Below are 21,951 nucleotides of genomic sequence, written 5' to 3'. Positions count from 1 at the left end.
GTTGGTAGAAAAGGGCTATTGCCTTAGCTGGCGATTGTATATACCTTTCAGCTTGCTATTTATGATAAGTAACAGCTGAAGGCAATAATAAAAAATAAATCATTTTAAACGGCAAAAAACCAGATGTTGAGGAAATTCACTTCAATATTGCACATTATAATATAAACAACCAAGTGATAACCCGACCTGAATTACAGCACAAGAACATACTTTACATAGGCGTAAAATTTTACTACTATCATCAGCAGTTAATTGAGAAACTTGAGGATAATTATGGTGCAAAGGTTGATTACTTTCCTGAAAGGGATACCAGTATTATATACGGCATTATTAACCGACTAAACCCATCACGCTTAGAGGCTTACCAGGAGCTTCATTATAAAAAAATATTGACCCAAATTACCAACAAAAAATTCGATTATTTTTTGGTAATCAGAGGTTTTAAGATGCCATTGTGGTTTGTAAAAAAAATTAAGTCGCTTAATCCCGGATTAAAGCTTATCAATTACCAGTGGGATTCTAACACCAACAGCCCTTTCATTAACCTTACACCAGCATATAATATACTGCCGGAGTTTGATGTGAAATTAACTTTTGATTATAAAGATGTTGAAGACCATGCGCAACTAAACTACTCGCCCACCTTTTATACCGATGAAATAAAGGAACTAGGTGAAAAAACCAACAATGGAAATTTTAAATACGATCTTTTTTATTTCGGCTCTTATCTTCCTGAACGCTATAAAGGTTTACTCAAGTTTATGGAGTTTGCAAAAAAGCATAACTACTCCGTTAAATTTCATTTTTATATGCCCATCCGATATTTCATTATCGAAAGACTAAAAGGCGTTAAAATTGACTGGAAACTGATTAAGTTCGGAAAAATGTCGAGAACTAATTATATCAACAACCTTTCCATGTCTAAAACCATTATCGATGTTAGTAACACCAAACAATCGGGCATGGCCATGCGGGTATTGGATGCTTTAGGTTCGGGCAAGAAAGTAATTACTACCAATAAGTGGGTTGCCAAAGATGATATTTACAACCCAAAGCAGATTGCCATAATCGATATTGAAAATATTGAGCTACCTGATGGATTTATTGAAGACAATAGCTACTTGCCACGCAGCGCAGAATTTAACTTAAACCGATGGATTGAGCGGGTATTTATAGAAAGTTTCGAAGATACTATAACGCGCCTAGGTATAAATCCAATATCAAACGATGGCCAAACAGCTCTTAAACAAAGCATGACTAATACGCTATAAATGAAAATTGTACAGAAACTTAAAAACATACATTTTCTCTCATTAATGGGTACCGGCGGCATGTCGGTATTAACGTTTTTATTCACTGCTATCCTTTACCGCTCTTTATCAATAAAAGAAATCGGAATTTGGTTTTTCTTTCAATCCATGCTGTCCTTTCTTGATACCTTCAGGCAAGGATTTTTATCCACTGCTTTTGTAAAATTTTATGCAGGCACCTCACCTTCAAGAGGTCAGGAAGTTATCGGATCAACATGGTTTATAGCCACTGCAACAACAATTATCTTATTATTGCTCAACATACCCCTTATTTTTATTGCTTTTTTGATCAAAGATGAGAGTTTGATCTACTTTGCAAAATTTTATTCCATCAACCTCTTGTCATCCCTGCCAATGATTGTTACAATGTGCATTGCACAGGGCGACCTGCGTTTTGGGCGCTTAATGTATATCAGGGTTTTTCAGGTTGCTTTCCTTATCCTCTGCCTGGGTTTTCTTATACTTACAAAACAGAATAACCTTTATAACCTAATGTATATTAATATATTAGCAGGGGCAATTACCAGTATCTTATGCATTATTTTAGGTTGGTCTGGTATAGCTTTTATTGGCAAACGCACTAAAGCCTGTACAAAAGAAATTTTTGATTTTGGAAAATATACCGTTGGCACATCAATAAGCTCGAGCTTGTTTGGCGTTACGGATACCTTTGTGATCAATTTTATGCTTGGTCCGTCTGCACTGGCTGTTTACAACCTTGGGCGCAGGCTTATGGAAGTTGTAGAAATTCCGTTGAGGAGTTTTGTTGCAACCGCTATGCCGGCCTTATCAAGTGCTTTTAATCAGAATAACAAAGCCAAACTCATTTCTACCATGAGCAAATACATTGGCATTATAACAATTGGCCTCATCCCATTTTTACTGGGTACATACATCTTTGCAGGTTATGCACTTGCCATAATCGGTGGCGGAAAGTACAATGGCACCGAAGCTGGTGAAATTGCAGTTAATATTTTTAGAATTAGCGCAACAATTGCCCTGCTTTACCCTGCTGATCGCTTTATGAGCGTTACACTTGATGCCATACACAGGCCGCAAATTAATTTATACAAGGTAATTGTAATGGTTATCGTTAATGTAATATCAGACTTTGGTGGTGTATACCTTTTCGGCAATATATACGGACTTGTTATTGGTACCTTCTTCCCTACTTTAATAGGCATTATTATTTCTTATTATTACATTAATAAAGGCTACCAGAACTTCTCTATTTTTCACAGTTACATCCTAAGTTTTAGAGAAATTAAAAAATTTATATCCAATGGATTCAAGACTTCGGGGACAATTTCAAATTAAAAATACTGTTAACCCATGAACACGATATTTTCAGCACCAAAATGGTTGGATCAATATGAGTTTGCTTTTAAAAGCATTAACGAGGTACCTCCATCTTTTTTCCAGGGAATTAACACCAAACTAAGTAAACTGCAAAGTCCTAAGCCTGTTGTAACAATTTTAATCGCGGCCTGGAACGAGGAACTAAATATACTCCGTAATATTTCAAGCCTGGCCAATTTGGTTACCGATTATCCCCTGGAGATTATTGTAGTTAACAATAATTCTACCGACAGGACTCAACAAACACTTGATAATCTGAACATTACAAATTATTTTCAAGAAATTCAGGGTTGTGGCCCGGCGAGGCAAATGGGAATGGAACGTGCAAACGGCGAATACATTTTGCTTGCAGATGCAGATTGTGTGTATCCTGTCAACTGGGTTGATGATATGATGGAGAAACTTACCATACCTGGAACTGCTTGCGTATATGGCCGCTATTCTTTTATTCCTGAGCCTGGCTTTTCGCGTTGGAAACTTTTTCTTCTTGAAAAACTAAAAGATTTAGCTGCAGAACTGCGGCAGGTAAAACGGCCTTATTTAAATGCCTTTGGCATAAGTATGGGCTACGTTAAAGCCTATGGCTTAAAAACGGGCTATATTATGCACAATACCAGGGGTGATGACGGCAGATTGTGTTTTGACCTAATGAAATTCGGAAAAATTATCCCGGTACGCACTAACCGAGCGCGAGCATGGACAGCCCCACGTACTTTACAGCGTGATGGTGATTTTGCTGCTGCATTGCTTTCGAGGATAAAATTAGAATTTAGCAACCTTACCAGCCTGTTGCGTGCGCACCCCGCGCATGATACGAAGACAAGTAAAAATGAATAAACTCTTTATGAAAGCATTTAACTTTCCGGAAATATCATTACTGATCACCCATTATAACAGGCCGGATTCCTTGGAAAACCTTTTAGGCAAATTAAAAGAAATTGGCTGTAATTTTGGCGAAATTGTGGTATCTGATGATGGCAGCAGCCTGATCATCCGCAACCGGTTAGCAGAACTTAGTAAGCTTTATGATTTCAGATTAATTGGAACGGAAAACAACCGTGGCTTGGGCAATAACCTGAACAAAGGACAGGATGCAGTTTTAAAGCCCTATACCTTATATCTGCAGGAAGATTTTGAGCCTGGTGCTCTTTTTGGCGAAAAGCTAAGCTCAGCACTGAGTGCTATGGCCAACAATGCGGAATTGGATATTGTTAAATTTTACGCCTATTATGCCTACCCTTATCTTAAACCTTTTAACGATGATTTCGATGAGATGTATGTTCCAACAATGGGCCTTGATTATTCGAAAATCTATTTTTATACCGATCACCCGCATTTAAGAAGATCTAATTTTTTCAACAAATTCGGAAGGTATCCTGAAGGCATTAAAGGCGATATGACGGAATATAAAATGTGTATATCCTTTATCCAGAATAAAGGAAAAGGCTTGTTTTATAAAGATTTTGCAAATCTGCTGTTACAACGCAATTCAGTTAGCGAGCCAAGCACCATGCAAAGAACAAATTGGAAACACCGCCCGAACATATTGATTAAAGTATTGCGCGATAGTTACCGCCAGGTAAAATACAATCTCGATATACTTACCATGAAAAGGTTAAAGTAATTAATCTACAATACCTTTTTCTTCAATTTATACTGAAATCTCATTTCTATGTGTTGATAGGTAAACCTTGCAGCATAATAAATCACAATACAATTTGGGATAAACAAGTAGGCATAAGCTTCTTCAGGCAATTTAAAGAGCCTGATGAAAATCACATTAAACATACTGATAAACAGCGTATGTACCATGTAAATGGAGTAGGAATACTTACCAAGTTTTTTGAATAGATCGATTTTGATGATGGATTTTGAAACCAGTCCTTTTTCAAATGCAAATATCATTATCGATATAAAAAAGACAATTTCGTAAATGAAACCGTAATGTTTTAGTAACTGGCCACAAACAATTACAACGCCAATTAAAATCAGCGCCACAACTTCCAGCACGGTAAATAGCGATTGCCCGAGTTGAGCATATTTCTGATGCAGGTATTGAAAGCAATATAGACAACACGCACCGGCGAAAAACCCTATTAATCCTCTTAAAAAACCATAATCATAGGTATAATCTAGCTTAAATGAGCCTGTTATGGCATACAGAAACACTGCAGCTAAAATGGCTATTAACAAATAAACTATTGGTTTTGAGATTTTTATCTTCCGTACACTTATAATATAGCAGCTGATAGCAAATAATAAATAACTGATTACCTCGGCACTTATAGACCAGCTTACCAAATTCCAACTCACATCGTGTACATGAGGGAGTTTGACTGAGTTGATGAGAAATAAGGAAGAAAAAAATGTAATTGCTGAGTTATCAAGAAAGTTGTTAATTTTGATGTGGTTAACCAAACCGAGTTTAATTCCTTCTATCGCGAGGAAAATTAACAACATTAATAAATGCAGAGGATATAATCTCCTGATTCTTTTGGTTAAAAATAATTTTAATTCCTCAACATCATCAATCTGCTGATAGGAATAGCAAATAACAAATCCACTAAGTACAAAGAAAAAATCTACAAACATATCAGCATTCATTACAAAGCTGTTGTTTAATATTGGGGTAGCAGAAAAAGCGCTCATGTGATAGAGTACAACAAGGGATGCAAATATTCCCCTGAACATATCCAACACTAAAAATCTATGTTTCATCATGATTGATCGAATATTTGATCTAAAACGCTATATTCCGTAAAGGCTGTTTTTATTTTTTTATAGAACATTTGTCAGGATTTTTTCATTAATTTGAGAGAGAATTTCCGCATCGATATCAATATCAAACTTGCGTGCAAATAATTTTTCCGAACTGCGAATACCTGCAAAATCTGCTGATTTTAAAATTAGAGGGTTCGGTAGATTTTCATCCCAAGTAATGAACCGTAAATTATCATTTACTATGGTATCCTTATATGGAGAATCCATTAGCAGGGTGGCAATAAAAAACTCATCTGCTGCCCAGGTATATTTCATAAAACGCATCAGCTGGGGCTGATCTTTAATGTAACTAGTAAGATATGCCGCACATTCTGATGAGATAGACCACCAACTGGAAATACAAGTACCGTACAATTTTGCTGGCAGGGGAAACTTTCTTTTGGGTAAAACATGGTTTATAGCACGCTGAAGCAAGTATTTACCTCTAAATTTGAAGTCGGTAAAATGATAACTTTCAAACCGCGAACGCGCATGGCTCCACCAATTTTCATTCGCTTCCATATCATAAGAAACAAAACTCTTACCAATATTCTGCCTATAAAAATCGGCAATAACCTCTATAGGTTTTATTGGATAATCCTGTGCACTAAGTAAATTATAGAAATCGTAAGAGATGTTTTTATGCAAAATTTCTTCTAAAGACCTTAAAATGGCCTGCACAAACTGAAAACCTCCCCAGTTGCAAACGGTGCGGTTAGCAATAAAATATACATTTGGCAAATGCTGCAAATACTGAAAGTTGGCTATGTTAATTTTCTTATCCAGGTGTATATAAAAATCAAATTCCGGATGCGCCATGGCTTCAATCATCAAACCCAATTGCATTGGGTTTTTATATGCCATTATTATATTTGCAACTCTCATGTGCCAACAGGATTAACTTTATTGATATATCCGTACATCATCCCAACTGAGTTTTTCCAGGTATGCGACCGGGCAAAAGCTTTCCGCTCATCTATCAAAACCGGATCTTTTTCATTTAAAAGTTTTTCTATACCATCACAATAACCTTTAGCATCATTTGCCAAAAGTACATGATCGCGGAATGGCTCCATCGCATCCGTTTTAGTGGCTATTGTAGGTTTTCCAAATGCAAGATACTCATCAATTTTTCTTGGATAATTGCCAATAGTAAGTGCATTAACCAGCTGAGGATTAATACAGATATCAAATTCATCAATAAAACCAGGCAGTTCAGTTACTGGCCGGGCACCTAAGAAATGAACATTAGGTAACTGGTGTAAAGTACTTTGCTGAAAGCTGGTATCTTCGGGCCCAACCAATACAATATTCCAGTCAGGTTTAGCATTTGCAATATTTGCAATGAGCGAAATATCTAATCGGGCAGCAGTTAAAACGCCAACATAGCCAATTCTTGGATATGCAATATGCGCCAATTTTTTTTCTTCCCTACCCGGAACAAATTCATCGAAAGCTGTAAAATCACATCCTTGCCCTACATTGTACGAATTTGGGTTATATTTTTGACAGTAACTCGCTAAATAGGCAGAATTTGCGAAACATAAATCACTTTGGGCAATTATTTTGGGTTCCATATAGGCCCCGTGTTTTTTATAATAATCTGTCGCGAGCATATTGTCGCGTGAGTAATAAATGCTCAATTTTGGCTTTAGAAGCGTTTTTAGAAAGAAACTTCTAAACATGTCGCTATCATTAAACAGCACATCGTTTTTAAAGGATAAACTATCGGTTACTTTTTTTATGGCCTTAAACAGCCTTTTATTATTAAGCCTGTTGAGGTAGTTGTAAATTTGCCCTGGAGGTAAAAAGTTGATGGATTCTAACAGGCAATCACAATTTAAAACATATAAATTGTCATTAATTTTTTCGAGGCCGTTTTTTTTGCCAGCAATAACATCAAGCTTTTCAATAACCTCCTTATCTTTTCCGTTACGCCATTTTGTAATCCGATCAAGCGATGGGTTAACATATAAAACACGGTTAGCGGCCGAAAATTGTACAGCAATATCTTTGCAATTACTCCCTATTTTGGTATCCCAGCCCTGCTGCCCTACGATGATAATATCTAAGTTTTCCAAATTGCTGTATTTAGGGTTGAATAATGTGTTTGGTTGCTACTGATCGCTTATTTGCAGTTCTGGCATAGATAAGGGAAACTACCTGATAATAAATGAATTTTGGAATACCTGCCAGCGATTTGTAAATGCGGGCATCAGTTGGCTGTCTCAACAAAGCAATTAAAAAGCTGATTAAGAAGCAAAAAATTGCAACAACCCAGTAAACCGCGGCTACACTTCCTGTTAACAAATTGATCATGAGGAAAAAAACCGATAGAATAAGAAAAATAAACAAAGGTGGCCTAAGCAGAATAATACCAAAAAGCATCTGGTTTAAATTCATTCTCTTTATTCCTTTGCCAATTATACTTATGCCGTAACCGCAGAAACGGAACCAGGTATTGATCCACCTGGCGCGTTGATTAACAAGTTGGGCAGAATTGACGGTTTTTTCATCGTATACAATTGCATTTTTGGCAAAAGCTATTCTTTTACCCGAAAGTAGAATGCCCGCCTGAACCACCTTATCAAATCCAGCACCATGAAAATCAAGTTTTGCGATAGCCTCGCGGTATAAATCAGCTTTAAATGCCATCCCCGAGCCTGCCAGGGTTGCAGATGAGCCAAGCTTAAAAAGCAACTCCCCATCGTAAAAGTGATAATATAAATCTCTGGCCGCATCCAGGCAGGCGTAGGTGCTGTTTAAGTTTTTAGCTGCCCTAAGCCCTTGTACGGCTTCAAATCCCTGGTCGAAATAGTTGTTCAGTTCATTGATATATTCAGGATGCACCAAATTATCACTATCTATAATGGTAATGATATCATGGGCTCTGGTAAAGTTTTTAATTGCATAATCATGAGATTTAACGTTACTGGCAAGCGTATGCGGAGGCCTTAAAACCAAAACACGGTCTGAATTAAATGTTAATACAGCTGCCGAACAATTATCTGCAACGATATAAATCATGTAATTACTATAATTCAAATCAAGCAAAGATTTCACAACCTGTTGCAAATAATCTATTTGTTCGTAAGCAGTTACAATAATTGCATAATCAGGTAATTGCTTTACCAAAGTTTTTTTCAATCTGCTACGCACAAAAACGGAGAGTACAACCATTAATAATGGAAGTACCAGGTTATAGCCTATCAAAACCTGGATAAGGAGCCAAAAAAGATTAAGGAGGTTATTGATCATGGCGGGTATGTATTTTTTTAGCATTTCCCAATGCTTTATAAAAAGCATAGGTAAAGCATATCAATCCGGGTAAAACAAAAAATTCAAATGGCATATTAAGCAGCTAAATTGTTTAATTCTTTTGGTTCGTCAATCGGTTTATCCATTTGGCGGGCATTATAGATGAAAGCCCACGAGAGGTAAATCACAATTGCAGTGGGCATGGTATTAAGCACTTCGTTTCCGTAACTGCAAAACAGTACGCCGCCAAAGCCTGAGGTTAGTGCAACGAGTTTGATCCGTAAATCTTTATCACGGATTGACCAGGTGATACCACAGCATTTCCCCAAAATAAACATCATAATGGAGAACCATACCGTAAGGCCTACAACCCCATACATGGCCCATATTTTCACAAATAAGCTATCTGGTGGGAAGGTAGATAGATAAGTACCACCATTATAGAGTATTCCGTTATATCCCAAACTGCCTAGCCCGCCACCAAAAGGGCGACTTTCCATATAACTTTTTAAATTATTCTGATTGATCAGCCTAACATTTAAAGAGGCATCTTCAGGGTTTAAGGCCGTACGTAATCTGTATATCTGATAGTTATTATCACCAATGTGTGTAAACATTAAAATGCTTACCAATGCAACTGCTGTAGCACCACCAAGAAAAATTGCCTTAAGGTTTTTACTCAGTACAATAGCGATTACTCCGCCTACCAACAGCGCAAAAAGTGCTCCGCGAGTACCCGAAATGAGCATGCCATAAATACAAAAAGCCGAACTGGCCAATAGTGCCAGGCGTTTCCATAATTTCATTTTACCAAAAGATAATATCAATGCGATTAAGCCTATATGAGCCTGCGATGCCCCAAACTGACCTGCATCAGTATAAAATGAAAAAACCCGTAACCTTCCCCAAAGCAGGTGAGTACCAGCATTTGCTTGTAGAAATGCATTTTCTCCTGGCGATAAACCAATAAATAATTGCTTAATGCCATTTAAAGTTGCCAATACCGAAAGCGAAATAATAATGATTAAAAAAAGATTAAGGTCTTTTCGGGTTTTAAAAATAACAAGTGCTAGCCAGGTCATTATAAAAGGATATAGTGCTATACTGCGTAATTCTGCAAGCCATCCAATTAAACTTGCTTCAGGGTTTAATGCTTCGAGTAAACTCAACACAAACCAAATCAGCAGCGAATAAAAAAGATCGTTATTGATACTTTTGCCATCAAAGCCTGGCTTACAAACAAGAGTCGCAATAATGGTGAGCACTAGAAAACCCTCAACAAAAATTCCGAAAGGCAACCCTCCTATTTCACGGAAAAGTATTCCAAAAATGAAACAATAAACCAGAAGAACTATAAATATGCTTCTTTGCATTAAATATTATAGGTTAGGTTATCGGATGATCATAAAAAACCCAACCGGCAAAACCCTGCTGCTGTTTAATGTATTCAATATGTTTCCGTTGATCATCAGAAATGGTGTTGCCCGATCTGAAAACCATTACACTCATATCTACAAACAGCAGCCATTCTTTTGTTAGGTTAAGATCTTGAAGACTACTGATATCGATCACAATATTATCGAACTCTTTCCTAAGTTCCTCAAAAGCACTGCGCAGGTTTTTAAGACTTTGCGTTTCTAAAAGCGACTTTTTAACAGCGTTTTTTGTCATTACCGTTATCAGATCTTCAGTTTGCAATTTACGTTTAACGATAAAATTCTGGAAACTCTGGCTTGATGCGATCTTTTTCTGTTCAGTATTTTCAAGCGGTAGTTCTTCAGCAATAAGTAAGGTTTTTCTGCCTACCATAGCAAAAGAATATGCAAGGTTATAGGCCAGCTGCGTTTTTCCTTCCTTAGGCAACAAACTTGAAATGCCGAGCACCTGTTCTTTGTTCTGATCCATTTTTTTTAGCAACTCAAACCTCAGTGATCTGATCTCATTTTTATAATTATCATGCGTAACACCACTGTTATCATTCCAAATAAAACTTGGATTGCGCTCGCCCGTGGTAATTTTACTGAAACTCCCGATCACTTCAGATCCGGTTGCAAGTTTAAGCCTATCTACATCTTTTATTTTCTGATCAAACACCAGCATCAGTAGTAAAACTCCAAAACATAAGCCAAAACCAGCAAAGCTTGATCCCATTACATATAACACTTTTTTAGAGCGCAATGCTTTACCGGGCAAACCTGCCTGTTCAATTTTAAGATGCATACCCAAACTGTTGCTCGTTTTGCTTTGATTGGATTGATCAAGCGCAGCCATGTATTCTTTTGTGGCTAAATCAGCATCGCGTTGATAGTTCTGAATGTCAGCATCGTAGGGCACCATACTGGCGTATCTTCCTCTTAAGGTAGTTAACTCATGATCAACCGTTTGCATACTGCTTTTAGCTTGTTGAAGCTTAATTTCCAAATCGAGTTTCTGCTGTACCAGTGCCTGTTTCGAAGTACGTGGATCCAAAACGTCATCATCCGAATTCATATTGCTTCTGGCTGCAATCAACCTGTTTAAAGAGTCGATCTTTCTTTGACCCGAAACTTTAAATCCGCCATCTATGTAGGCATTATTCGCCAATTCCAATTGTCTTTTTAAATTTACTATAGCTTTATTATCGCTATAACTGCTTCCGTTTACAAAAGCATCTCCACCTCTTAATTTGCCTATTATTGTACGTATTGCGGCCTGGTTTGATGCAATTGTACGAAGCATTTCTGCACGCTGACTTTCGTATTTGGATATTTCATTGTAAACCGTTGCCGATTGCTCATTTAGGTTTAATACTCCTTTCGTTTTTTTGAATGAAGATAAAGAAGAATTCTTCTTGTTCATATCCAGTTCTTTTACCTTCAGCAATGAATCCAAAACGGCTGCTGCATTGTTCTGGTTGGTAGAAACATCAGAGCTGTAGATATTGATACATTCCTGGCTCAGGCTGTTTACCACAAATGCCGAAAGATTTGGATCTTCAGAAGTAAAGCCAACTGTAATAAGATCACTGTTACCTGCATGGGCAATTTCGAGTTTGTTTCTTAAGGCATCTTCTCCATAGCCCATATTTTCAGCCAAGTCATAAATTGCATAGGCTCCATTGTTATCCTGCAAAGTTAGCAGCGATTTTGTAGCCAGTTTTACTTTTAATATGCTGAGAATTTTAGCCCTCGAAGCTGCGTCAATCGATTTTAAATACTTTGAATGATCTCTAAAAGCATGTTTGGCATCACTCAAATCATGAATCATCAGGTTATAGCTAAGAATGCCTAACATCCTTTTCATTCCAAATTTTTCAATAATGTTGGAAAATTGCTGATTAACTGCAAAGAAATCTACAGACTGATTGCTTATTGCTTTTTTAGATGGATCTAGTAATCCGGTAGATATCTGCGTTTCGGAATAATACTGTTTCGGAATTCGCTTAACTAAAACGTACGCAATTATCCCCACAAGCACCGGAGATAAAATGAGTACCCATTTGTAGCGCTTAATGAGTTTTAAAAATATTTTGATATCCATTACGATTTTTTTATTTATTTAACCTCTGATAATGGCTGACCGATCACCTCTTCCAGTAAATCTTTCGCTTTCAAATAATCAGATTCGGCCTGCACCTGTAAAGAAATGGCAGATGTTTGCGCAATACGCGATTGGTTATATACATCAAGTGTTACCTGGCCTTTTTCAAATTTGTATCTCGAACTTTCGGCTACCCCCTTACTGTCTTGAGTACTTTGAGTATAAACCTTTAGCAGGCTGGTTTGCAATAAAAAATCGTAATATCTTTTCTTTACTTCAACAATTAATCCGTTATCAAAATCAAGTTCCTGATATTTGGCAATCATGTAGTTTGCCTTTGCTTTTTTTACATTGTAGGGCTTCTGCAAAAATGACCCAAGGTTAAAATTGATTCCTAATTGAAAACCATTCACATTGTAAGGATTAACCGGATCTACAACTGTTTTGCCTTGCGGACGGTAAATATATGATGCACCAAACATATCCAGATAAGACATTTTTGCAGCGCCAATATCCTGTTTAAAACTCTCAGTGGTAGCTTGCTGCACTTTTCGCTTTGCATAATTCTTTTTTGCAAGTTCGATGTATTTTGTAAGCTCGGCGTTATCAACAGCGCCGATTACTGTTTGCTGGGCTTGAGATTGAAAGCCGATAATACTAAAGGCTATAATTAATAAGAATGAAATTTTCATGGGAAATAAATTGTATAATTTTATAGAACGTTTTTTACACATCTTCTTTTTGAATTAGTGCGGGTAATGTTTTTAGAATAATTTTAAAGTCGAGAAAAATAGAATAGTGGTTGGCGTAATAGTTATCCAGTTCTTTACGCTCACTCTCAGACATATCCTTTTTTCCCCGGCGGCTTATCTGCCAAAGGCCGGTTAACCCTGCAGGGCCGTTAAATCTCGTCGACCATTTATTTGTAGTAAGCTGCTCGGCCTCGTAAAGTGGCAAAGGCCTGTTTCCTACTAACGACATGTCTCCGATGAATACATTAATCAATTGAGGAAGTTCATCAACACTGGTTTTTCTCAGTATTTTCCCTATTTTAGTAATCCTTGGATCGTTAGAAAATTTAACAAATGCTGATTTTCCCTTTGGGTTGCCCTCGTTGGCATATTGGTTAAGGTTGGCTAGCTGGCCAATCATCTGATCTGCATCACTTCGCATGGATCTGAATTTATAAAAATCAAAAATCCTGTATCCTGCCCCAACTCTCTTGCTTTTATATACAATAGCACCTTTGGATTCGAGCCTGATCATAATCGCAATGATGATAAACAAAGGCATTAATAACAGCAATGCTATTCCCGAAGCAACAATATCGAACACCCGCTTGCTTAGCGGTATCTGATAGCGCTCTTGCATATCTGCAGAAATTTCGAGTACGTTAGGTTTTATGGCTTTAAATTTTACCAAAAAAGCAATCCTGGCAATAAAATCATCCTGCGGAAATGGATGCAGGTAATAGTCGTTAGCCCTAACCTGTAGTGCTTTTTTGCGCCAATCTGCATTTTCTGTTGTACCAATCAATACAACAATTAAATGACTGAGGATAGGATGTTGCCTGATGTAAGAAACCTGATTAAACCAATCAGGGTTTTCATCCACTTCAATCATTACCAAATCCGGCAGACTTAAAAAAGTTTGCTGTTGGATATAAGATTGAAAATCATCAATAAAAATAAGTTCTTTTGTGCAGCCGCCCAGGCTCTCAAAAATCGTGTCTCTCAACAATTTACCAAAATACACCGACCGTACATTGGCCACAGCACTATCTTTGTTCGGAGTATTCATTATGCGATTAGCCTGCTGATCTGAGTCTTCAAAACAGTTGGATCGAAAGGTTTTTCCATATAACTATCGATTCTAAAAGCCATGCTTTTAACTTTTTCTTCGAGGTTTTCCTCTCCTGAAAGTACCATTATTGGTGTGTTACGGTAGAAACCGCTGCATTTAAGGTTCTGAATAAATGCCTTCCCGTCAAAATATGGCATTCTTAAACTAGAAATGATCAGATCAGGGTCGTTACCCTCTTCCAACCAGCTTAGTGCGTCAATACCACTGGTTTTAATGGTTAGCCTATATTCTGGTGCCAAAATGAAGTTCAATAACTTTCCAAGGTTTAATCCTCCATCTACAAGAAGGATTTGTTTCTTGGTAAAGCTTTTGATGCTGTTCTTTAAAATAAGATTTTTCATTGAGTTTTTTCTATTGCTGACGTTAATATTCTTCAGTATAATTAGCAGGATTTATAGGTTTCATAGATCGACGTAAAGGTCATATATCCACCAGCATTAATCAATAGCCCGATAGGGCTAATCCCCCTACATGGGGTACTAAAAGCACTAAAGCATTATTTTTCATCAAAATTTTATGGATAAATAAGGAGTATTAAATAGGGATGGTATCATTATGTATTTTCAACTGAAATAATATATTTCTTCTTTAACACAGTAGCGGTATTACCTACCATTACGCAGTTATCCTCAACATCTTTGGTAATTACCGAGCCGGCGCCTATTATTACATTGTTGCCAATTTTTACATCACCAAGTATTACCACGTTAATTCCTATATCTACATTATTACCAATTCTAGGTGCCTTACTACAGCTTCCATTTTCTTTTATTTTAGAACTGATGTTGGTAAGCTGCCTGATGTTACAGTTTTCACCGATTATGGTATTGCTGCCAATCACCGTTCCGAAGCCATATTGAATTTTAAGGCCCTTACCAATAATAGCACTTGAGTTGATACCAACATTCATTAACCAGCCAATAGCAAACTTATACAGCAGTAAATACCAGAAAAAAATAAACCGTAAAATTTTGTACCGATATATTATTGAAGATATTCTGTAGAAGAGCATGATCATACGGGACTTAAAATTTCCTTTATTGTTCTTCCAATCTTGAAAGATATAAAGTGATTGTTTCTGCCCCTCAGAAATCATTATTAATCGTATTTATATTCATATAAATTAAGGCTCATTCAAAGTTAAATCCACACGCCAAATCGTGTTTAGATCCTAAGCCTTAGCTCCTACAAAGCTATTGTTTACAGCCCCAGTGCTCAATAGCCCTTAAGTATCAATAAAAAAAACAGCAATAAACATTATAAGAATACTCAATACTGGCTAGTTAGATATTTGGCTGAGATTTCCTGTTGTAGTCTGAAAAATGATTAATTAGGATCAGTTATCGGGCTAGGTAATTTGATGTGAAAAAGGCTTTTCCAACGAAATACTTAAGTCTTCGGCTCCGCTCAGACTAACAAGCAAAAACTCAAACTTTATTAAATCTGAGCTCAGATAATCGTACGGTATTAAGTAAACTAAGGGACAGGAGCGAGCATCCCGATTTTTCATCAGGATAAAGCGGATGGCAGGACTACCGAAACCGAAAAGTTAGCAGATGTAGCAACTCCAGTACCCAAAGCGAAAAAAGAAATATAATATTAAATGAATCTACTTGAATAGTAGAAACCTTGAAGGAAGCAGTTTAAAAAAAAATGGACGATAGTTTATTGCTATCATCCATTTAAAAAAATCTATTTAAATTTCTATTTATTTTGCCTGTATAAAAATCGGGGTTTCTGTTACTAAAATCTGTAAAGTGCCATTTTTGGTTGCTACTGTTTTAGCATCCATTTGATCTTTACCGATAGCGAAACTATAAACAATGGCTTCTTTACTCGATCCAAGATCAAGATCATAAGTTTTCGATCTTCCTACCTGATCAGGTATGGTTAGCACAAAAGTTTTTTTGCCGTTAAGCATGTATACATCAACCAATGGATCTTTACTAATTGTTGATGAATAATGATATTCACCTATCAATTTATTTGCCTGGAGTACATAATCGGCAGAAGGCCTGCGTGAGAAATCTGGATTGATAAAGCCCGATGAACTATATTGCGTCCAGCTGTTCACATCCACATTATCAAGCATGTAAAACATACATTTGGAAATGCCTGATCTTGCATATAAAAGTGCAGTACGCATGTTCCAATCTGCCTGGGTAATCATCGAACTTTTGCTGCCAATTTTTATTGCCCTTTGTGGGGTATGTTCGCCAACATCATAACCTGTTTCCGTTACCCATACCGGGATGCCGCCGTTTACTGATTTTGCAAACTCTTTAAAAAGCGATGCTACCTTACCTAAATCTGAAAGTTCGGGTGCCAAACCTACTGTTGCATTTCCATTATTTTTAAAAGCATCATTGGCGTATTGATGATAATTAACAACATCAAAGCATAAATCTATCTGCCCGTTAGCCTTGGTTCCCCTGTTAGTTTTACACCATTGAACCATTTTGCGTACAAATTCAGGGTTTGCATCAGCAATACCGCCCATTACAACAATCATATTGGGATCGGCATTTTTTACACCAATTCCTTTACCGAGCGTACCTTTATGGCCATCGTAAAAAGCAGAAAGATTGGCTGCATATTCTTCTGCAGATTGCTGTGCAAGCGGGCCTTTCCACCATTTGTCGCGTTCATTATCACATTCTATATAAGTGATAAGCCCTAAACCAGCTTTTGGCAAATTTTGTGGATCATCTCTCCATCTTACCGTTGGATCGGCCAGAAGTAAGCTTTTATCAACATTTTTGTTCGAACCATAACGGGCTGCAAGCTGAAAACCCACACGTGCCTGTTTAATATAGGTAGCAGGTTGAGACCGGTTTAAACCATAAGGTGCAGGAACGTTTTCTCCATCACGCTGACCAACAGGATATGTGGCTAAAAGCCAATCCGGACAACCTTTTAAATCTATAAGAACATCTTTACCAGCATCCTTCATGCGTTGATAAATCTGATCATAATCCCAATCCCCATAGTGTGAGGGGCTGTAAGTAAACGATCCTTCCTTATTTTCTATCCGCTGCCAATCTAAATAGTGCCTTATTCCTGAAAAGGATTTAATAATCTGAAACCTCGCTTCATCCACTTGCCCGTGGTTAACCTCAGTGGTATAATCCCACTCGAAGGCATTTACGCCAAGAAAAGCTTTAAAAGGTTCGGCACTTAGTGGAGGGGTTACTCCAACAGTTTCGGGAGGAACGACATTTTCCGGAGCGGCCAAAATGGCCTTCTTACAATTTGAAAACGTAATAGCAATAATAAAAGTAACAGCAACACCTACTTTAGCAAAATAACGTTTCTTCATGACGATTGGATTTGGCTACAAGATAGCAATTTTCTCCACTCAATGAATATAAACGAATGTTTTGTACCAAAAAATTAATATTGCTGTAATAATGGATGCTATATTACAGTCAACCTGAAGTACAGAGAATAAAAATGGTTTGTCTGCTGTCTAACAGAAATATAAATTCGGTAAACTTATCTTTAATATTTTTGGTTATCTGAGTAACCCTACCTGTAGACTGATATTCATCAGTAATTTCATCACCAACCTTAATCTTATCAAGTCTGGAAATTGGAGTGCTATACGCTAATTTAATCATATGGAAAATAAACTTTAAAATTGGTTACTGCCTATTAAGGCTAATTAAAATCGATTAGATCAATAAGGATGACCTCACAATAATAGGGATTGACAACAACACAACAACAGGGTGTACTTTTAAAGGTTTTCATATAATTTCATTCTGCTTACATATAATGCGTTAAACGAAATCGGAACTATAAAATCACCAGTCTAGTTCATACGAATATTAGAATGGCTTGGTTTTTTGGTTATGTTGAAACAAGCGTACTAGGGAATACGCATACAATGGTTAATAATGTTTTAGTTATAACTGTAATCTTTAAATTTATTCAGTGCTTCTATCTTATTTTGTACGTGAAGCCTTTTATAGATGTTTTTACAATGATTTTTCACAGTATTCGGACTTATAAAAAGCATTTCTGAAATTTCTTTATATAATAAACCTTTACTTAAAAGTGATAAAACTTCAAGCTCACGTTCGCTTAAGCCTAAATCAAGTTTTTGCTTTGTAGGCTTGCTTCCCTGGATAAGGCTAATCACTTTTCTGGCAATGTAAGGACTCATTGGCGAACCTCCATTGTAAAGCTCAATCAGTGCATCGTGAATTTCTGTAGAAGTAGAACCTTTAATGATGTATCCGGATGCTCCAGCTTGTAAAGCACTGAAAATTTTTTCATCATTCTGGAAACCCGTGCACATTAAAAAAAGTGTTTTATTTAAGCCTTCTTTACTCTGCATTACAAGATCAATACCCGACATGTTGGACAACTTGATATCTACTATAGCGATATCCGGAGATTCGTTCGGCAATTTTTCTAATGCTTCTTCCGCCGAGGAATAAACACCTTTTAATTCAAAAGACTTGTTTTCGAGGATGGAACTTGCCAAAATGTTCCTGTAAAGACTGTGATCCTCAATAATTGACACCGAAATCATAATAATGCGTTATTTTTAGGTAATATTGTTATATGCCTTACCCCTTTTTTATTTTATCTTCACAGTTTTTTCGGTAAACCACTCTAAAACATGTTGATGCTAGTGTGGCTTAAGAAATTTATTAAGAAGGGAGACAACCTTTTTATCCATTTTACTGAACGGTACAAACCTATAAAAAAGAAAAGTTTTATCTATGCCCTTTGATATCACATAGTTACAACGTATGATTTGTACTTATTTAACCTATGGAAAATACATATAAAGGGCGAAATAGTAATACACATTAACGCAAAAATGGGTAAATTTAGTAGTATAAATAATACAAAAAGTTACCATAATGAACAAATAGGCACATCCATCTAATAAAGACCAAAAAATATGCAGCTCAATTTCCATCAAAAACCTTTCGATTTTTTACACATTTTATTAGCCGTTCTCATTCTGTTCACATTGTTCATTCTGCTTAAATATTATAGAACTTCAGTAAAATTTAAAAGAAAGTATAAAAACCAGGCTTTACTGATCAAGGCAGAACGCGACAGAATCAGTGGAGAAATACATGATGATATCGGATCGGGACTTACTGCAATAAAGTTATACGCCGAACATATAGCCCGGATAATGCCGGAGGTTACCGAACTTAAAAACCTGGAAGGCATGATAAGTGAAATAACGGTGCGAATCAGAGAAATTATCTGGAGCTCGAATGCTGAAAGCGACCATCTGGAAAGCTTGATCTATTTCATTGATGAGCAGGTTAGAAAAATTTTCGAACATACTGATATTGTGTTCAGCTCCGAACTTCCCGAAATTATTCCGGCTGTTGAATTGGAAAGTCAGAGTAGACGCGATTGTTATCTCATTGCTAAAGAAATTGGTCATAATGTGCTTAAACACTCCAAAGCTACAGAGGTAAAACTTCTGATCGAGGTTGAAAAAGATCAGCTTATATTTTCTATAAAAGATAATGGCATAGGTTTCGATCCGGCTGAGCATAAATCTGCAGGAGTAGGCATGGAAAATATCAGGATAAGAGCCAAAAGGCTAAAAGCAGGTTTAATTATCGAAAATTACAGAGGAACAAGGGTAAGAATTAACATCCCAATGAAACACAACCTGCCTTACTAACATTTAATGTGAATAAATAATAAGCTGTATTATAAAGTGGCTATTGGTTTAAGTAATATAAATCTATAACTTAGGTAAATCATTTAAAACACCACCTCTCATCCGAAAGGTGGTGTAGAAAAAAAATCGTCCCGTGATTTATGAAGAATACAAAAGTAGCACTACAACAGGCAGTGTCAAATAGCCCTTTATAGTCATTAAGCTTACTATAATTGGCTATACTTTTGGTTCTTTATTGATAAACATCCCATGCAGTGCTTACTGTATACCTTATAATTCACGCACTTACATTAGGTAAGTGCAGCAATTTATCTTAAATAATAGTGTTAGTGAATTTGGGCTAAGCGCACTTAGCCATTATTTACTTTAGAAATGCTATAGTCAAGATTGGATGGGATAATACTTCTATTGATTACCCTAACCACTTCCCAAAAATAATTGCCATTTAAGTCACGTCCGCCCATAATGCGGACTTCATACGCTACCCCTAGGTAGCTTGTTGATACTTCCAGAAAGTCATTCTTAATATCCAAAGGTTTAAGGGCAGGCCTTAGGCGCTTTAAGATATCTTTTTTGAAACTGTCGAATTCAGAATTGTTAAACATAGGTTCGTAAGAGATAGTTGATTAAAGCATATGCTTTTTCAACTTTTGTGCCACATCGTTTTTTTGAAGGCTAAGAACTAGGCAAATAGTTATTTTATTGACATATGTCATCTTTCTGGCCAATAAACCCGTATACAATAATTTAATTTTGACCAGTTCCCGACAATTTTTAATCCTTGATACCCAAAATATTGTATAATTTAAACTACTAAACACAGAATCCTTGAAAATTTGACAGATAAAACTTGAGGTTAGAAATGTTGTAGAAAATAGTTATTACAATAAATTAAGGTTAAAAAATGTTTAAAACCACAAAAAATATCAGTTTCTTCTCCACTTTTAGCAGAAAATTTAGCAAAATACAACTATTTAAGGCTTTCCATAAAGCAGGCCTTTTACCAACATTTTCCATTGCGGGTATGACAGACCTAATTTAGCACCCAACCCGACAATAAGATTCCTGCCCCTATCGAGTAAGTTTCCTTCATTTGTATTGGCTACCTCATTTCTGCCGTGTTCTTCTGCCCAAACTGTTATTCTATCGCGCCGGATGATGAAAGTAGATGTAGCCTGATCTTTAAGAAAGTGAGCAACCTGCTGATCTTTGCTAAAAGGGTTTGAACAGGGCCGCACACACATTGCGATCATTTCACAATCGCCATCATTTTCTATATTTATTTCTTCCACACGCACCAAATCAAATCCACCACCAGCTATCGATCCTGGTCCGGGTATATCAATGCAGATAAAATCTCCTTTTTGAGCTGGCCGCGATACTTGGTTGCCATCAGAATCATATATTTTAAAGTCTGACAAACCCGAAATCCTTCCCCATTCATTAACAGCCAATAGCTTTTTAGCGGCAAGGGAAAAGAATTCTTGTGCCTGGCTTAAACTACTCAGTTTTCGCTCTTCTACCACATCCATCTGTGTACCCACCACTTGTTGTGGCACCAAGTTGTTACCCGATTTTTCCATGGATTTTTTATTTTAATTTATCTATCTTTCAGCGGCATTACACACTAAATATTCAGAAAAATTTAATTCCTCATCACCCCCACCAGTAAGCCTGCGTGTAACATTATTTTCTTCTGAGGTGTTTATCTATCAGGCTTTAAACTATGATTTTAATGCTGACTGCCTCTTTGCTTTTTTTCTATTAAAACATTGGCCATTTCTACTTGGTTTAGAAAAGTTAACAATGGCAGGAAGCTAAATATTGGTTGTAATTGTAAAGGCTTTAGTAATCATTATTTTTCGAAGATTAATTTACCAGCATAGGTTGCAAATATTTCAGAGATTATTATTACAACATTATTGGATTTGATACCGGGTCAGATATGGCGGTTTTTAACACATCATCGGGTTTAATGGTCAACAAAATCAATGGATCTACTTCAAGCACATCAGCAATTCCAAAAAGATGATCAATGGTGAGCCTTATGGCACCGAGTTCGAGCTTACTATAGCCATTCTGAGATATTTTTATTTTACTGGCCACGTATTCCTGGCTGTATTCCCTATACTGCCGTAACGTTCTAATATTCGCAGTAACATTTTTGGTTTTCACTTTTAAAGTTTTTTCCATAGGTATTGACGATTTTTTCAT

21 protein-coding genes are annotated in these 21,951 nt (G+C 36.6%); 5 read left to right on the top strand and 16 right to left on the bottom strand.

Going from position 1 to position 21,951, the window contains the following annotated elements:
• Positions 1-173 precede the first annotated feature (173 nt).
• Genes ASE74_RS02220 through ASE74_RS02205 form a run of 4 tightly spaced genes read left to right on the top strand, consistent with a single transcriptional unit; the run spans position 174 to position 4,293 of the window.
• The gene (locus ASE74_RS02220) at positions 174-1,271 is read left to right on the top strand and encodes a hypothetical protein (protein ID WP_055903509.1); all 1,098 of its coding nucleotides are present in this window, start codon (positions 174-176) and stop codon (positions 1,269-1,271) included.
• Positions 1,272-2,627: a lipopolysaccharide biosynthesis protein gene (locus tag ASE74_RS02215; RefSeq protein ID WP_055903506.1), complete on the top strand. Its 1,356-nt coding sequence runs from the start codon at positions 1,272-1,274 to the stop codon at positions 2,625-2,627.
• A gap of 15 nt (positions 2,628-2,642) precedes the next feature.
• A complete protein-coding gene (locus ASE74_RS02210; protein ID WP_055903503.1) occupies positions 2,643-3,506 on the top strand; it encodes a glycosyltransferase in 864 nt (287 codons plus the stop codon).
• The gene (locus tag ASE74_RS02205) at positions 3,499-4,293 is read left to right on the top strand and encodes a glycosyltransferase family 2 protein (protein ID WP_235525989.1); all 795 of its coding nucleotides are present in this window, start codon (positions 3,499-3,501) and stop codon (positions 4,291-4,293) included. The genes ASE74_RS02210 and ASE74_RS02205 overlap by 8 nt, the downstream gene beginning before the upstream one ends.
• Before the next feature lie 5 nt (positions 4,294-4,298).
• Here the strand turns inward: ASE74_RS02205 and ASE74_RS02200 are convergent, their stop codons facing one another.
• From ASE74_RS02200 to ASE74_RS02140, 13 genes are all read right to left on the bottom strand, one after another.
• Positions 4,299-5,390, bottom strand: coding sequence for an acyltransferase (locus tag ASE74_RS02200; protein ID WP_200912247.1), 1,092 nt, complete (start codon positions 5,388-5,390; stop codon positions 4,299-4,301).
• A 57-nt stretch (positions 5,391-5,447) separates the two neighbouring features.
• Complete coding sequence (locus tag ASE74_RS02195) at positions 5,448-6,293, bottom strand: beta-1,6-N-acetylglucosaminyltransferase (protein ID WP_235525988.1); 846 nt, start codon at positions 6,291-6,293, stop codon at positions 5,448-5,450.
• 17 nt (positions 6,294-6,310) lie between these two features.
• Complete coding sequence (locus ASE74_RS02190) at positions 6,311-7,510, bottom strand: glycosyltransferase (protein ID WP_055903494.1); 1,200 nt, start codon at positions 7,508-7,510, stop codon at positions 6,311-6,313.
• Between the two features lie 10 nt (positions 7,511-7,520).
• Positions 7,521-8,711, bottom strand: coding sequence for a glycosyltransferase (locus ASE74_RS02185; protein ID WP_235525987.1), 1,191 nt, complete (start codon positions 8,709-8,711; stop codon positions 7,521-7,523).
• A 71-nt stretch (positions 8,712-8,782) separates the two neighbouring features.
• Positions 8,783-10,060: an O-antigen ligase gene (locus ASE74_RS02180; protein ID WP_055903491.1), complete on the bottom strand. Its 1,278-nt coding sequence runs from the start codon at positions 10,058-10,060 to the stop codon at positions 8,783-8,785.
• 13 nt (positions 10,061-10,073) lie between these two features.
• Positions 10,074-12,206, bottom strand: coding sequence for a hypothetical protein (locus tag ASE74_RS02175; RefSeq protein ID WP_055903488.1), 2,133 nt, complete (start codon positions 12,204-12,206; stop codon positions 10,074-10,076).
• 14 nt (positions 12,207-12,220) lie between these two features.
• Positions 12,221-12,898 (bottom strand): TolC family protein, encoded by a 678-nt coding sequence (locus ASE74_RS02170; protein ID WP_162235779.1) that lies wholly within the window; start codon positions 12,896-12,898, stop codon positions 12,221-12,223.
• Between the two features lie 34 nt (positions 12,899-12,932).
• Complete coding sequence (locus ASE74_RS02165; protein WP_055903482.1) at positions 12,933-14,006, bottom strand: sugar transferase; 1,074 nt, start codon at positions 14,004-14,006, stop codon at positions 12,933-12,935.
• Positions 14,006-14,410: a PleD family two-component system response regulator gene (locus tag ASE74_RS02160; protein ID WP_055903480.1), complete on the bottom strand. Its 405-nt coding sequence runs from the start codon at positions 14,408-14,410 to the stop codon at positions 14,006-14,008. Before ASE74_RS02160 ends, ASE74_RS02165 begins: the two co-directional genes overlap by 1 nt.
• A 212-nt stretch (positions 14,411-14,622) precedes the next feature.
• Positions 14,623-15,165 carry a serine O-acetyltransferase gene (locus tag ASE74_RS02155; protein ID WP_055903476.1) on the bottom strand — a complete coding sequence of 181 codons (543 nt, stop codon included), beginning with the start codon at positions 15,163-15,165 and terminating at the stop codon, positions 14,623-14,625.
• Positions 15,166-15,777: 612 nt separating this feature from the next.
• Complete coding sequence (locus tag ASE74_RS02150) at positions 15,778-17,388, bottom strand: hypothetical protein (protein WP_055903473.1); 1,611 nt, start codon at positions 17,386-17,388, stop codon at positions 15,778-15,780.
• 109 nt (positions 17,389-17,497) lie between these two features.
• On the bottom strand, positions 17,498-17,689 hold the full coding sequence (locus tag ASE74_RS02145; RefSeq protein ID WP_055903471.1) for a hypothetical protein: 192 nt from the start codon (positions 17,687-17,689) through the stop codon (positions 17,498-17,500).
• 284 nt (positions 17,690-17,973) lie between these two features.
• A complete protein-coding gene (locus tag ASE74_RS02140; RefSeq protein ID WP_055903467.1) occupies positions 17,974-18,609 on the bottom strand; it encodes a response regulator transcription factor in 636 nt (211 codons plus the stop codon).
• A gap of 378 nt (positions 18,610-18,987) precedes the next feature.
• On the opposite strand from ASE74_RS02140, the gene ASE74_RS02135 reads away from it, so the two are divergent.
• The gene (locus tag ASE74_RS02135; RefSeq protein WP_055903464.1) at positions 18,988-19,737 is read left to right on the top strand and encodes a sensor histidine kinase; all 750 of its coding nucleotides are present in this window, start codon (positions 18,988-18,990) and stop codon (positions 19,735-19,737) included.
• 350 nt (positions 19,738-20,087) lie between these two features.
• On the opposite strand, the gene ASE74_RS02130 is transcribed toward ASE74_RS02135, so the two are convergent.
• The 3 genes from ASE74_RS02130 to ASE74_RS02120 all read right to left on the bottom strand — a co-directional run bounded on the left by ASE74_RS02130 (position 20,088) and on the right by ASE74_RS02120 (position 21,930).
• Entirely contained in the window at positions 20,088-20,342 is a 255-nt protein-coding gene (locus ASE74_RS02130) for a hypothetical protein (RefSeq protein ID WP_055903459.1), read from the bottom strand.
• 369 nt (positions 20,343-20,711) lie between these two features.
• Positions 20,712-21,320 carry a hypothetical protein gene (locus ASE74_RS02125; RefSeq protein ID WP_055903456.1) on the bottom strand — a complete coding sequence of 203 codons (609 nt, stop codon included), beginning with the start codon at positions 21,318-21,320 and terminating at the stop codon, positions 20,712-20,714.
• Between the two features lie 328 nt (positions 21,321-21,648).
• On the bottom strand, positions 21,649-21,930 hold the full coding sequence (locus ASE74_RS02120) for a helix-turn-helix domain-containing protein (RefSeq protein WP_055903453.1): 282 nt from the start codon (positions 21,928-21,930) through the stop codon (positions 21,649-21,651).
• Positions 21,931-21,951: the final 21 nt, after the last annotated feature.

The sequence above is a fragment of the Pedobacter sp. Leaf216 genome, from assembly GCF_001421515.1.
Lineage (GTDB): Bacteria > Bacteroidota > Bacteroidia > Sphingobacteriales > Sphingobacteriaceae > Pedobacter.
This window is presented reverse-complemented; position numbering and strand designations above follow the sequence as displayed.